General features: G+C 66.3%; 9 protein-coding genes. 2 read left to right on the top strand and 7 right to left on the bottom strand.

Annotated elements, in window-relative coordinates:
- Window positions 1-67: 67 nt before the first annotated feature.
- From ACIGXO_RS02935 to ACIGXO_RS02910, 6 genes are all read right to left on the bottom strand, one after another.
- Complete coding sequence (locus tag ACIGXO_RS02935) at window positions 68-415, bottom strand: hypothetical protein (protein ID WP_399779362.1); 348 nt, start codon at window positions 413-415, stop codon at window positions 68-70.
- Between the two features lie 56 nt (window positions 416-471).
- Window positions 472-1,656, bottom strand: coding sequence for an NAD(P)-binding domain-containing protein (locus tag ACIGXO_RS02930; RefSeq protein WP_399779360.1), 1,185 nt, complete (start codon window positions 1,654-1,656; stop codon window positions 472-474).
- A gap of 150 nt (window positions 1,657-1,806) precedes the next feature.
- Window positions 1,807-2,868, bottom strand: a complete 1,062-nt coding sequence (locus ACIGXO_RS02925) for an ABC transporter substrate-binding protein (protein ID WP_399779358.1) — start codon at window positions 2,866-2,868, stop codon at window positions 1,807-1,809.
- 69 nt (window positions 2,869-2,937) lie between these two features.
- A complete protein-coding gene (locus ACIGXO_RS02920; RefSeq protein ID WP_399779357.1) occupies window positions 2,938-3,729 on the bottom strand; it encodes an ABC transporter ATP-binding protein in 792 nt (263 codons plus the stop codon).
- Complete coding sequence (locus ACIGXO_RS02915) at window positions 3,702-4,580, bottom strand: ABC transporter permease (RefSeq protein WP_399779355.1); 879 nt, start codon at window positions 4,578-4,580, stop codon at window positions 3,702-3,704. The genes ACIGXO_RS02920 and ACIGXO_RS02915 overlap by 28 nt, the downstream gene beginning before the upstream one ends.
- A 136-nt stretch (window positions 4,581-4,716) precedes the next feature.
- Window positions 4,717-4,833 carry a putative leader peptide gene (locus ACIGXO_RS02910; protein ID WP_399779353.1) on the bottom strand — a complete coding sequence of 39 codons (117 nt, stop codon included), beginning with the start codon at window positions 4,831-4,833 and terminating at the stop codon, window positions 4,717-4,719.
- 117 nt (window positions 4,834-4,950) lie between these two features.
- Between ACIGXO_RS02910 and ACIGXO_RS02905 the strand changes: the two genes are divergently transcribed.
- Together ACIGXO_RS02905 and ACIGXO_RS02900 are read left to right on the top strand one after the other, a co-directional pair.
- Complete coding sequence (locus ACIGXO_RS02905; protein ID WP_399779351.1) at window positions 4,951-5,373, top strand: secondary thiamine-phosphate synthase enzyme YjbQ; 423 nt, start codon at window positions 4,951-4,953, stop codon at window positions 5,371-5,373.
- A 364-nt stretch (window positions 5,374-5,737) separates the two neighbouring features.
- Window positions 5,738-9,181, top strand: a complete 3,444-nt coding sequence (locus ACIGXO_RS02900; RefSeq protein WP_399779349.1) for a type ISP restriction/modification enzyme — start codon at window positions 5,738-5,740, stop codon at window positions 9,179-9,181.
- A gap of 354 nt (window positions 9,182-9,535) precedes the next feature.
- On the opposite strand, the gene ACIGXO_RS02895 is transcribed toward ACIGXO_RS02900, so the two are convergent.
- Entirely contained in the window at window positions 9,536-11,515 is a 1,980-nt protein-coding gene (locus tag ACIGXO_RS02895) for a hypothetical protein (RefSeq protein WP_399779347.1), read from the bottom strand.
- Window positions 11,516-12,349: the final 834 nt, after the last annotated feature.

Below are 12,349 nucleotides of genomic sequence, written 5' to 3'. Positions count from 1 at the left end.
TGAGCCCCCGCACCTCAGCCCGCGCCGGCCGGGGACGCCCCCGGCCGGCGCTGCGACGCAGCCCGGCTCAGCCGATCTTGACGGACCGGATTTGAACGATCGGCCACCACGTCTCACTGGACGTTCCCGTCGCACCCGGCAGTACGGCATGGCCCTCGTCCCCCGAGCAGTTGTCGAAGGCGTACCAGTGGATCGTCCTGTTGGTGTTGTTGGTGACTCTCTTGTCGCCGTAGTCGCCGACCACGACGTTGTAGCACTGGCCGTCCTTGGGGTCGGTCAGCTTCTGCACGCCCGGTCCGTAGAAGTCCAGGGTGCCCGTGGCCGCGTGCGCCGTGCCCGAACCGAGGATCGCGAGGGAGACGGCGGCCGCCCCCATCGTGACCTGCCGCACCACGTTCTTGACTCGCATCGCCATCGCCATGTCCCGTCTCCAGAAGATGAGTTGTCCGGAGGGAAAGGTAGACGGCGGCTTTATGCAGCGCGTATCGGGCTGTTGTCGCGACGCCCGGAACTCGCCTCCGCCGGACGGACTCCGGACGGGAGCCCTGCGGCCCTGCCCGCCCTCGGCTCCAGCAGCTGCCGGATGTCGCGTGCGGCGGCGCGGCCCGCCCGGTTCGCGCCGATGGTGCTGGCCGAGGGGCCGTAGCCGACGAGGTGGACCCGGGGGTCGCGGACGGTGCGCGTACCGTCCATGCGGATGCCGCCGCCGGGGTCGCGGAGGCGGAGCGGGGCGAGGTGGTCGATGACCGGCCGGAAGCCGGTCGCGAGCAGGATGGCGTCGGCCGCGTAGCCACTGCCGTCGGCCCAGCGGACGCCGTCCTCCGTGATCCGGTCGAACATCGGCCGGCGCACGAGCACGCCCCGCTCCCGGGCCCGCCGCATCGCCTCGGTCATCGGCAGGCCGGTGACCGAGACCACACTGCGGGGCGGCAGGCCCTGGCGGACGCGGTCCTCGACCTGGGCCACGGCGGCGCGGCCGCGCTCCTCGTCGAAGGGGCCCTCCCGGAAGACCGGCGGCCGCCGGGTCACCCAGGCCGTGTCCGCCGCGACCTCGGCGATCTCCATCAGGTGCTGTACGGCGGAGGTGCCGCCGCCGACCACGACGACCCGCTGCCCGGCGAACTCCTGCGGGCCGCGGTAACCGGCGGTGTGTAGCAGACGCCCGCGAAACCGCTCCTGACCAGGGAAGTGCGGCCAGAAGGGACGGTCCCAGGTGCCGGTCGCATTCACCAGCGCCCGGGTCGCGTACGTCCCCTCGGAGGACTCCACGAGCAGCCGGCCGCCGGGCTCGGAACTGTCCGGCTCGGGGCCCTCCGGGCGTACCGCGGTGACATGCACCGGCCGGTGCACCCGCAGCCCGAAGGTCTCCTCGTACGTCGTGAAGTAGTCCCCGATCACCTCGGCGGAGGGCCGGCCGGGGTCGGCACCGGTCAGCTCCATACCCGGCAGTGCGTGCATGCCGTGAACCCTGCCGTACGTGAGCGTCGGCCAGCGGAACTGCCACGCGCCGCCCGGTCGCGGCGCGTGGTCGAGTACGACGAAGTCCTGATCCGGTACGTAGCCCAGCCGCCGCAGGTGGAAGGCGGCGGCGAGACCGGCCTGACCTGCACCGATCACCACGACCTCGACGTCACGCACCCCGCTGGTGTAGTTCATATTTCTACTAACGGTGCGGGGCGCCGCCGTCTTCCCGACGCCGTGCTGCCGCCGTGGCTGCTACCACGGTTGCTGTGCCGTGATTGCTGCCTCAGCCGGGCCCCTCAGCCGGGCCCCTCAGCCGGGCCTCAGCGGGTCCTCGGCCGAGCCTCAGCCGTCCTTACCGTACGTACGCGGACGCGTGCTCGACGGCGGCAGATCACCGTTGAACCGCGTATCGACGAAGTCGGCGAAGGAGTACTTCCGGGGGATCAGCCCGATGTCCGCGAAGGTGTTCACGATCTGCTGCTCGGAGGCGACGGCGGCCTTGTCGACCGCGACCGGCACGGCCGTACCGCGCGTCCGCTTGACCGCGTCCAGCGCAACCTTCTCCGGCAGCCCGGTCTCCTTCGCCCACACCTCGGCCCACTTCCGCGGGTGCTTGAACACCCAGTCCTGGGCGCGCCGCAGCCGGTCGTTGTAGTCCTTGACCACCTCGGCCTTCTTCTTGTCCTTCAGCGCGGCGGGCGCGGCCACCTGGAAGCTGAGACCGTTGACGACGCCCTGCCCGGTGGTCAGCAGGCGCGCGTCGGCCTGGTCCAGGGCCTGGGCGGTGTACGGATCCCACACCGCCCAGGCGTCCACCCGGCCGCGGGTGAACGCGGCCAGCGCGTCCGCCGGCTGCAGATAGCTGAGCTTGACGTCCTTCGTCGTCAGCCCGGCCTTCTTCAGAGAGGCGACGAGCTGGTAATTGGCCGAGCTGCCCTGTGCCACCGCGATCGTCTTGCCCTTGAGCTGGGCGGTCCGCTTCAGCGGCGAGTCCTTCTTCACCAGGATCGCCTCGCCCTTGGAGGAGCTGTGCGAGGCGGCGATCACCTTGAGCTTCTGTTGCGCGGCCGCGGCGAAGACGGGCGGTGTGTTGCCGACCCCGCCGATGTCCACGGCGCCCGCGTTCAGCGCCTCCAGCAGCGGCGGCCCGGACGTGAAGGTGGACCACTTGATGCGGTACGGCAGGTCGTCCAGCTCGCCGGCGGCCCGCAGCAGCGCCTCGGAGCCGCCCTTCTGGTCACCGACGTTCAGCGTCACGGAGCCCTTGCCATCGGTGCCACTGCCCGTACCACCGGCGGAACCGTCCGCCCGGGACGCGCCGCCGCACGCCGTCAGCAGCAGCGCGAGCGGGAGCAGCAGGGCGGCACCCGGTACGAGGGCGCGGGCCGGTCGGCGTGGTCTCATCACAGTTCCGTTCGTTGTGTTTCGGTGGATGGTTCTCTGGGTGGTTCGTTGGGTGTTTGTTCGGGGTGTTCAGGCCGCGTCGGCCAGCTCGTCCGCCGCCTCCGTGCCCTCCACTCCCAGCTGGTCCAGGAGCCGGGCGCGCAGCGCCGCGAAGCGCGGGGACGCGATGTCCCGCGGCCGCGGCAGATCGATGGGCGTCTCGTACGCGATGACGCCCTCGTCCATCACCACCGCCCGGTCCGCGAGCAGCAGCGCCTCCTCGACGTCGTGGGTGACCAGCAGCACCGCGCAGCCGCGCCGCCGCCAGAGCTCGCCCACCAGTCGCTGCGCCTTGATACGGGTCAGCGCGTCCAGCGCGCCGAACGGCTCGTCGAGCAGCAGCAGATCGGGCTCGCGTACCAACGCCCGGGCGAGCGAAGCGCGTTGGGCCTCGCCACCGGAGAGCGTCTTCGGCCAGGCGTCGGTACGGTGCGAGAGGCCGACCTCGCTCAACGCCTGCTCCGCTACCGCCCGTTCGGGGTGCCCGGGCAGCCCGAGGAGGACGTTCCGCCACACCTTCTTCCAGGGCATCAGCCGCGGCGCCTGGAAGGCGACGGCCGACCGGCGCGGCACCGACACCTCGCCCTCGATCTCCCGGTCGAGCCCGGCCAGCACCCGCAGCAACGTCGACTTCCCGCACCCACTGCGCCCGAGCAACGCAACGAACTCGCCCGGCCGCACGGTCAGTTCAAGACCGTCAATCACCGCCCGCCCGCCAAAGGAACGGGTAAGCCCGGCCACCCGCACAGCGGCGGAGGCATCGCGAGAGGTACTACCGTCAGCAATCTTCGGGCTCACTGCCCCGTGAACGTCGGTCGCCATTGCAGCAACAGCCTTTCGAGAGTACGGACGAGGAAATCGGCGAGCAGTCCGAGCAGCGCGTACACGATCAGGCAGACCACGATCACATCGGTACGGAAGAACTCCCGCGCCTGATTCATGAGGAAGCCGATGCCGTCATCGGCGTTGACCGACTCGCCGAAGACCAGTGCCAGCCACGCGGTGGCCAGCGAGTACCGCAGCCCGGTCATCGCACCCGGCAGCGCGCCGGGCAGTACGACGTGCCGGACCAGTCCCCACCGCCCGAGCCCGAGCGAGGACCCCGCCTCGACCAACTGCGCGTCCACGCCCCGGATCCCGGCGTACACGTTCAGGTAAAGGTGAAAGGCAACCCCGAGCGCGATCAACGCGATCTTCGGCGCCTCGCCGATCCCCAGCCAGATGATGAACAACGGGATGACGCCCACCCACGGGATGGACCGCAACATCTGCACGGTCGCGTCCACCAGGTCCTCACCCAGCCGCGACAGCCCGGAGGCAAGCGCCAGCGCAACACCGGCGATACCGCCCAGCACCAGCCCGACCAGAACGCGCTGCACGGACACCAACATGGCCGACGGCAGCGTCCCATCCGAGACGAGCCCCGCAGCCGTACTCGCGATCGTGCCGGGCGAGGCGAGCACATCAGGATGCAACACCCCCGACGCACTCAACACCTGCCACAACACCACCAGCCCCACCGGCCCGGTCGTACGCCGCAACCACCGCGGCACCGACCGCCGCCGACCCGAAACCGGCACCAGAGTGACCAGCTCGGGCCCCTGCGAGCCATCGGGCGGTGGCGAGGATGACGATGATCGATATCGATCAATTACAGCCTGATCAGGCGTCATGAAGACTCCGCAAACGGAAGAAGGCCACACCGCACGCAAGCACGGCAAACCACGCGCAACGACAAGAGGCGCACGCGAAAGAAAATGGGTGAACCGAAGAGATGAACCGAAGAAGAGGTGAAACGAAAAACCCTCGTCAGCAGCCGTGGCCGCAGCAGCAGCAGCGGCAGCCGTCGCCGCGGCGACAGGCGGCAGAAGCCACCCGCAGCAGGTCGATATGACCGCGCGTGGTGAGCAAGGCTGACGTAGACATGTCGCTGAACGTAGCCGCGTGGCCGGAACCAGGTCAATCGCCGTCTCGGCCAGTGGTCCTTTATTGCGGCCGTGTGTCAGGTTCCGCGCCCCTCCACCGATCGTCGATCATGGTGGTATGTCGAACCCCTTCACCACCCGCGTACTGAACATCACGACCGGCTCCCACGAGACCGTCCACGACCTCACGAGCGACTGCTCGGCCTTCCTCACCGAGGCGGCGGCCGGCCGCGACGGCCTCCTGAACGTCTTCGTCCCGCACGCCACCGCCGGCATCGCGATCATCGAGACCGGAGCCGGCAGCGACGACGACCTCCTCACCGCCCTCGGCGACCTGCTTCCCGCCGACAACCGCTGGCGCCACCGCCACGGCAGCCCGGGCCACGGCCGCGACCACGTCCTCCCCGCCTTCGTCCCCCCACACGCCACCCTCCCCGTGGTAAACGGCCACCTGGAACTGGGTACGTGGCAGTCGGTATGCCTGGTCGACACGAACACCGATAACACGGACCGTCGGGTTCGATTGAGCTTCCTGGGGTGACTTTCCGGTCTTCCGAGGAGCAGTCCTCCTGCGCATGATGCGAACCATGTGATGAGGGCCTGTCACGCCAGCGTGGATGTGATCCCACAGGTGTACCGGTGACGGTAAGCCATCGCGTCCCGCTGCACGTCCGCGAGCACCTCGCACACTGGCAACGTCTGCGTCGGCTATTGCAGTCTCCTCCTGACCAACACCAGCACCTGATTTCCCGGCGGTTACGCAACGCCCCGTCCGTGCCCCTCGCGCGCCCCCTGTGCGCACTTAGGCGGCCTGTTCGCCTCCAGCAATCTGTGTCTGCGGTGATCCACCGAGAGACCACAGTCTGGAGGGGGACAAGGTGCTGGATGAGTGGGTACGAGCTCGCGTGGCGGATTTCGGATCCGAGTGCAGGGAGCGTCTGCGGGTCAGCGACACGGAGGCGTCCATCAGCCTGCCGGTGGCGAAGCTGGTGGAGGCTTTCGGTGCGCGCTGGAAGCTGAGTCCTCGCCTTCACCCCGAGTACCCCTTGCCCGAGGCCCGGGTGCGTCCGGACTACGCGGTGGAGACCGCGGGGCGCATCACCGGCTTCCTGGAGCTGAAGGCCCCTGGGCACGACGTCACACCCGACGGCTTCACGAAGCGGGACCGCGAGCAGTGGGAGCTGATGCGTCGGCTACCCAACGTGCTGTACACCAACGGCCACACCTGGTGCCTGTACCGAGGTGGTTCGCGGCCTCTCCGCATGGTCCGGCTCGACGGTGATCTCTACCGGTCCGGCAGGCGGTTGCGTACCAGTGAAGCCGCCGGCGGTGCGGCGTTTCGGCATCTGCTGCGGGAGTTTCTCGGATGGCAGCCGCAACGCATCACCACCGTGAGTCAGTTGGTGTCGTCCATTGCTCCACTGTGCCAGTACCTGCGCGAGGAGGTGCTGGAGCAGCTTGCCCTCGAACGCAGAGCACCAGACGGTCCCCACAACCGACAGCGTGTACCCAAGCCCTTCACCGCTCTTGCGCACCACTGGAGCAAGGTGCTCTTCCCCTCGACCGATGGACAGGACCCCGAACACCTCTTTGCCGACCGCTATACCCAGACGATCGCCTTCGCCCTGCTGCTGGCCCGTATCGAGAACGTACCGCTGGCCGGCCGTAACTTCGGTGACGTTGCACGTGAGTTGAAGGCCGAGAACACGGTCATGGGCCGAGCCCTGCAGCTGCTGACGGAGACAGTGGACGCCGAGTTTGCCCGCCGCATCGACACGCTCGTGCAGGTCATCGACGCTGTCAACTGGGAGGCGATCCGAGCCCAGAATCCCGACGCCCACGTTTATCTCTATGAGAATTTCCTCCAGGAATACGACCGTGAGCTGCGTAAGCGCTCTGGCACGTACTACACCCCGCCCCGTCTCGTGAAGGAGATGGTCCGCTTCACCGACGCCGTACTGCGCACCCGCCTGGGTTGCCTGGAGGGGTTCGCCGACGAACAGGTGACGATCGTCGACCCCGCCATGGGCACGGGCACATTCCTCAGCGAGATCATCGACAGGGTCGCCGAAGAACGTTCCCGCCGCGGAGAGGGATTCCGCGGCGAAGCGGTGGAACAGCTGGCGGGTCGGCTGATCGGCTTCGAGCGTCAGATGGCCGCCTACGCGGTCGCCCAGATGAGGATCACCCAGACTCTCCGCGACCAAGTCACCGATACTCAACTCGGCGATCTGCGACTCCATCTGGCCGACACCCTCGCAGACCCCTTCGAGAGGGCCACGCTCTTCACGTTTCTGCCCGATGGCGATCCTCTGGTCGAGAACACTCGCAAGGCAGACTGGATCAAGCGTGAGCAAAAGGTCACCGTCATGATCAGCAACCCCCCGGACCGGGAGAGAGCCGAGGGGGAGGGCGGCTGGGTGGAGAAAGGCCGCGAGGGCGAGGACAAAGCACCTCTGCTCGATGACTTCCGCCTCGGTGGCAGAAACGGAGTGCACGAGAACAAGCTCAAGAACCTGTACGTCTACTTCTGGCGCTGGGCCACCTTCAAGGTCTTCGAACAGCATCGTTCCGAGTCGGACCGCGGAATCGTCGCCTTCATCAGTACCGCGGGCTTCCTCAACGGGCCCGGTTTCCGAGGGATGAGGAAGTACCTGCGTGAGACTTGTTCGGAGGGCTGGATCATCGACCTCAGCCCGGAAGGCATCCAGCCACCGATGCGGACACGCCTCTTCGAAGGCGTCCAGCAACCACTGGCGATCGCCGTGTTCGTTCGCAGCAGGGCTGAGACCGAACTCGCCCACATCAGGTACGTCGCCCTGGATGGCAGCACCCGTGAGGAGAAGTACACGCAGCTCGAGACTCTCGGGCCGGACAGCGACCAGTGGCGGTCGGTGCGTCAGGACGCCCACGCCCCGTTCACGCCCGCGGCACAGGGGGCATGGGATACATATCCCGCATTGGATGATCTGCTGCCATGGACAGTGCCCGGCATCTTGCCGAAGCGGACGTGGGTCTACTCCCCGGACTCCGACATGCTGCGCTCCCGGTGGCGGAGGTTGACCGCCGAGACGGATATCGCCGAGAAGCGTGCCTTGTTCAGGGAGACCCAGAGCCGTACCGTCGACCGGCAGGTCAAGCCGCTCCCGGGCTCAGCGCAGCGACGGCGGTCGATGCTAGAGGCGGGCTCCGAGTGCCCGGAACCGGTACTTTTCGCCTTCCGTCCCTTCGATCGGCAGTGGATCATTCCGGACAACAGGGTCCTCGACAGATGCTCGCCACAGCTGTGGGAGAACCGGTCGGAGGGGCAGATACACATCGTGGAGCATCACTCCGGACGTTTCGGCGACGGCCCCGCTACTTTGTTCACCGCGCTGATGCCGGATATGGATCACTTCGCTGGCTGGGGTGGGGGTAGGGTAATCCCCCTCCTGCAGAGGGATGGCACCCCCAATGTGACCCCCGGTCTTCTCCAGCACCTTCGCAACTCCCTCGGTGGTCTGCCTGTCACCGCCGAGGACTTGGCTGCGTACATCGCCGCAATCACGGCCCACCCCGGCTTCCGCTCCCGCTTCGACGACGAACTCACCACCAACGGCGTCCGCGTACCACTCACCGGTGACGTCACACTGTGGTCGCAGGCGCTGCATATCGGGCGAAAGGTGATCTGGGCCTCGACCTTCGGAGAGAGGCTCGTGGACCCGGTGGCGGGGAGGCCCGGTGGGCCCCGGCAGGTCTGGGCCACCGCGCAGCCGGCGATCACGTACCGGAGACAGGTTGGCAGGGACGAGCTCCCCGAGGGCTTCGTCTACGATCCCGAAGGTCTCGAACTCCACTTCGGTCAGGGCGTCTTCGGGCCGGTGACTCAAGAGATGCGGGATTACCAGGTCAGCGGCCAGAACGTTCTTGACGGCTGGTTGAAACGCAGGACGGGACCGCCATCTCGCAGGGCCGTCAGTCAGCTGGACCACATTCGGCCCGACCGGTGGCGCCCCGCCTGGAGCGAGGAACTCCAGTACGTGCTCGCCGTTCTGTGGCATCTGGTCGAGCTGCAGTCGGCTCAGAATGAGCTGCTCGACCGTGTTCTCATGTCACCGCTGGTCAGTATCTCCGAGCTGCAGCGTCGGAATATCCTGCCCGTCCCGGACACTGCACGACGTTCTGCTCCCGCACCGATACAGCCCGACGCCATCCCTGGGACCGAGGGGATCGATGCGCGCGAGCCACACGCCGTCAGGCCACTCACCGCGGAGAGGGACTCTTCGACCATCGCTTCGATGACGCGGTCGCGGGCGAGCCGGAAAGCCGGCGCTAGGCAGGCACCCCGCAAGAAGCGACAAGAGCCGTAGAACTGTTGCCTGAACCACTGCCATGGACGAAATCGTCGGGACATCGCCCGAGAGAGCTTGCTCTGGCGAGCCGCCCCCGGGAGGTGACGGAGCTTCCGGTCTGGCCGCTGCCTGCTTGCTCCCGATCGCCGCGGGCCTCACGCCTTTCGCCGCACGATCTCGAAAATTGTCGACGAGTGCATGGCTCGGTCTCGGCGAGCTACGCTCACGTCACCGTCGGCATGTGTGAGTGCCGCATGCTCGGTTCGACCTGCATTGGGAAACGGCCCTCGATGCCTGACTGGCGATGTGCCTGACATCGCCAGTCAGGGTGGTTGATGCTCTTTTGTGGGAAGCGTTTGCCGGCAGCCTCGGCTACGTCTGGCTCATTTGGTCTCCAGAATGCACCTGGTGGTGGAGTGCTTCGGCTGCCGACCATTGATGTCCAAGTGCACGGATGCGCTGCCCGGCAGTATGCACACTGGCGGTACAGCGATAGCCACGCTCGGACCGCTGCAGTACGCCGATCCGGCCCGAGGCCAGGAACGCAAGAGCTTCCTCGACTGAGTCCTCCCCGACGTGGTAACCGCGACTACGAAGCTCGCGCCGAATCGAGATAAAATCGAGCCAGCCGCCCTCCTCAAAAGGGTTTTCCGCTTCCGCATTCAAGATGTCGACGAGTGCGTACTCGAGCTCACTGCGGGCTTCCTGTGCCTCCCAGTATCCGCGGATGGCATCTCCGCGCTGAGCTGCCCGCAGCGTAGGATCCACGAGTGGGGCCAATTGGGTCAGTGTGAGCGGAGTCTGCTCCTGACGGCGGACGACCTCGGCCAGCAACCCGGTTTCGATGACAGCGATGGCCTGGTCCTCATCGGCCTCCTTAAGCATGCGGCGTTCGAAACTTGGGCCGATGAGGAGAGTGACCCGAGCTCCGATTTCCGCCCGGTGTTCTGCCAGTCCGAACAGTGACTGATCCAAAACGCGCCCAGTGGACGAAGACTTCGTCTCCACAGCCAGCACTGAGGCGTCCGTACCAACGCCGAATCGGACGCGCCCGTCCACGCGTCCGTTGCCACCAAGGTGTTCGCCAGGCATGCCCAGGTGCCCCAACGCGGCGATGGCGGCCTTCTCTAAACGCTCGTGGATTGCGCTATCATGTGCGGCACTTACCAATTCTGCTGCGATTTCGGACCCGGCCGGGCTGGACTGCGAAGCGATACGGGCGTGATCCCCCAGGTAGTGGTCGACACGGTCTTCGGCTGTCCCGAGAGTCATGGCATCGTCCGAGCTGAGGCACGGAAGTGAGTCCTTGAAGGCTCGCCCAAGAGGAGTCGTGCGATAAGTGGTCTGTGAGAGGCGGGTGACGAGGCCGCACGCCTCCAGCAGATTGAGGCGTGTGTTGATTGTGGCTCGAGAGAGCGGATTCTTCCGGTTGCGAAGGTAACGCACGCTGCGCTCCGCTAGCGTTCCGGAGGTAGGCCGAGTCGCCTCGTCGAGCTCAGCCAGTATTTCGCCGAAAAAGGAAATTGCGGCATGTACGGTGCGTGCGAGGTCCAGCACTTCCCCGGACTCGACCCATGCGATGGCGGCTGGTGTCGCGCTCCAAGTATCGGACGATATTCGCTGAATGAGTCCGAGTGCCTTCAGGGTGTCTTTCGCTGTGCGCGCCGTGGCTGCCTTCTGAGCCTTGGGGAAGTTTTCCTGCACGAACCGAACGAAATCTGCGTCTGTGATTGAAGGGATCGCTGCTTCGGTAAGCGTCTGAAGTGCATCCAGTTTGCCGCTGTTTGCAGATGTTCCCGGAATATAGAGATTTGCTCCGTCTGCCCGAGAGCGGAGAGTGTTCTCATCCAATGAGCCGATGAGATCAGCCACGGCCCCCACAGCCGGCGCGAGCGGTATGGCCATGTCGATGTCCCTGGACTCAGGCTTTCCCAGCGCGAGGCGCGGCAAGACAGTACGGCCGAGATCTGTCAGATGGAGACGGCGGTCGAAAAGGTCAACCATCCCTGTGATCGCGAGCCACGCCGTTCGGTTGTGTACCGGTCCCGTTGTATCCCATGGTAAATCGTACTCTTCGCGGGCCAGAGTCAGCAGTTGCTCGTGTGTGCGAGGCTCAGAGGCGAGGGCCTCCATGACCTCGCCAACAAATCTGACGTTGACGTGGAGGGTCTCGATAAGAATGGCTGTGTCGCTGTTGTGATACCAGGTTCGAGCTGCAGCACTTGGCAGGAGTGCTGAACCCTCGCGTGAGAGTAACCCCGCTCGAACAAGCTGCTGCAGCTGGTGTCGGTCGAGTCCACCGGCCTGCGGCAGTGCATGACCGTTGGAGGAGAGTGCCTGGTTGGTGGACAACTCCTCGATCAGCTCTCGGAGCCTGCTGATCCACTGGGATCGCGCCCCTGGCAACAGAGGCATGCTCATTGTCCGCTCGGCCCATGCTCGTGGGTATATCAGGTGTCCCATGGTGCGTAGATTACATTTCGTATGGCATCGGTTTCTCAGTTATTAGCGATCGTGCTAGCAGAGATGGCAGGCATTGTCTCCTGCATCGGACTGATGTTGGAGGAGCGATGCAGGAGACCCTGCACCGTTCCCTGCTGCCCGCGTGGCATGGCGCGGCGCCGGTGAGGGGGCCCGCGTCGGACCATGTGCCGCCGGTTACCTTTTTGGGCTGCAGGTCGTGCAGTCGGCGATGGTGCGGACGAGCAAGCGGAAGCTGATGCCCTGGTCGTCGGGTCCGCCTCGTTACTGCTGGTGGGAACGGGGTGGCGTCAATGTGATGGAGCTGGTGGTCGGCAGGGGGCGGTCTCGGTGGGGGCGGGCATCGGTGAGTTAACGCTGGGCGTCGTTCTGGGCGGCTGAGCTCAAGTGCCCGCCGTACAGGAGCTAGGTGCCTGGGACGAGTGGTGGATGTGGAGAAATGCGGCTGTCGGCCCGGGTGAGGGCGGCATCGGCGGTGATGCGCGGAATTCCTTGCTCCAAGGTGGGCCGGCATCGTCATCAACGAGGGCGAGGGGCGAGGTAAGGGCGAGTAGTCGAGGTGTGTGTCGATGTAGGCGGTCAAGTCAGTGGTCTGCGCGATGGCACGTCGAACACCTGGTGCATGCCGGAGACAAGGTTGTCGCGAGTGAGCTGGGGCCCCGGCCTCCTGGCAGGCTCGGCTTGAAGTTCCTCCGGAGTGGTTGG

The organism is Streptomyces sp. NPDC053542, assembly GCF_044544685.1.
Taxonomy (GTDB): Bacteria; Actinomycetota; Actinomycetes; order Streptomycetales; family Streptomycetaceae; genus Streptomyces.
This window is presented reverse-complemented; position numbering and strand designations above follow the sequence as displayed.

Bases quoted from the DNA above. Each gene is read 5' to 3' on its own strand.
- ACIGXO_RS02910 (WP_399779353.1), bottom strand. From the start codon at position 4,833: ATGTCTACGTCAGCCTTGCTCACCACGCGCGGTCATATCGACCTGCTG.
- ACIGXO_RS02915 (WP_399779355.1), bottom strand. From the start codon at position 4,580: ATGACGCCTGATCAGGCTGTAATTGATCGATATCGATCATCGTCATCC.
- ACIGXO_RS02905 (WP_399779351.1), top strand. From the start codon at position 4,951: ATGTCGAACCCCTTCACCACCCGCGTACTGAACATCACGACCGGCTCC.
- ACIGXO_RS02925 (WP_399779358.1), bottom strand. From the start codon at position 2,868: ATGAGACCACGCCGACCGGCCCGCGCCCTCGTACCGGGTGCCGCCCTG.
- ACIGXO_RS02930 (WP_399779360.1), bottom strand. From the start codon at position 1,656: ATGAACTACACCAGCGGGGTGCGTGACGTCGAGGTCGTGGTGATCGGT.
- ACIGXO_RS02920 (WP_399779357.1), bottom strand. From the start codon at position 3,729: ATGGCGACCGACGTTCACGGGGCAGTGAGCCCGAAGATTGCTGACGGT.
- ACIGXO_RS02935 (WP_399779362.1), bottom strand. From the start codon at position 415: ATGGCGATGCGAGTCAAGAACGTGGTGCGGCAGGTCACGATGGGGGCG.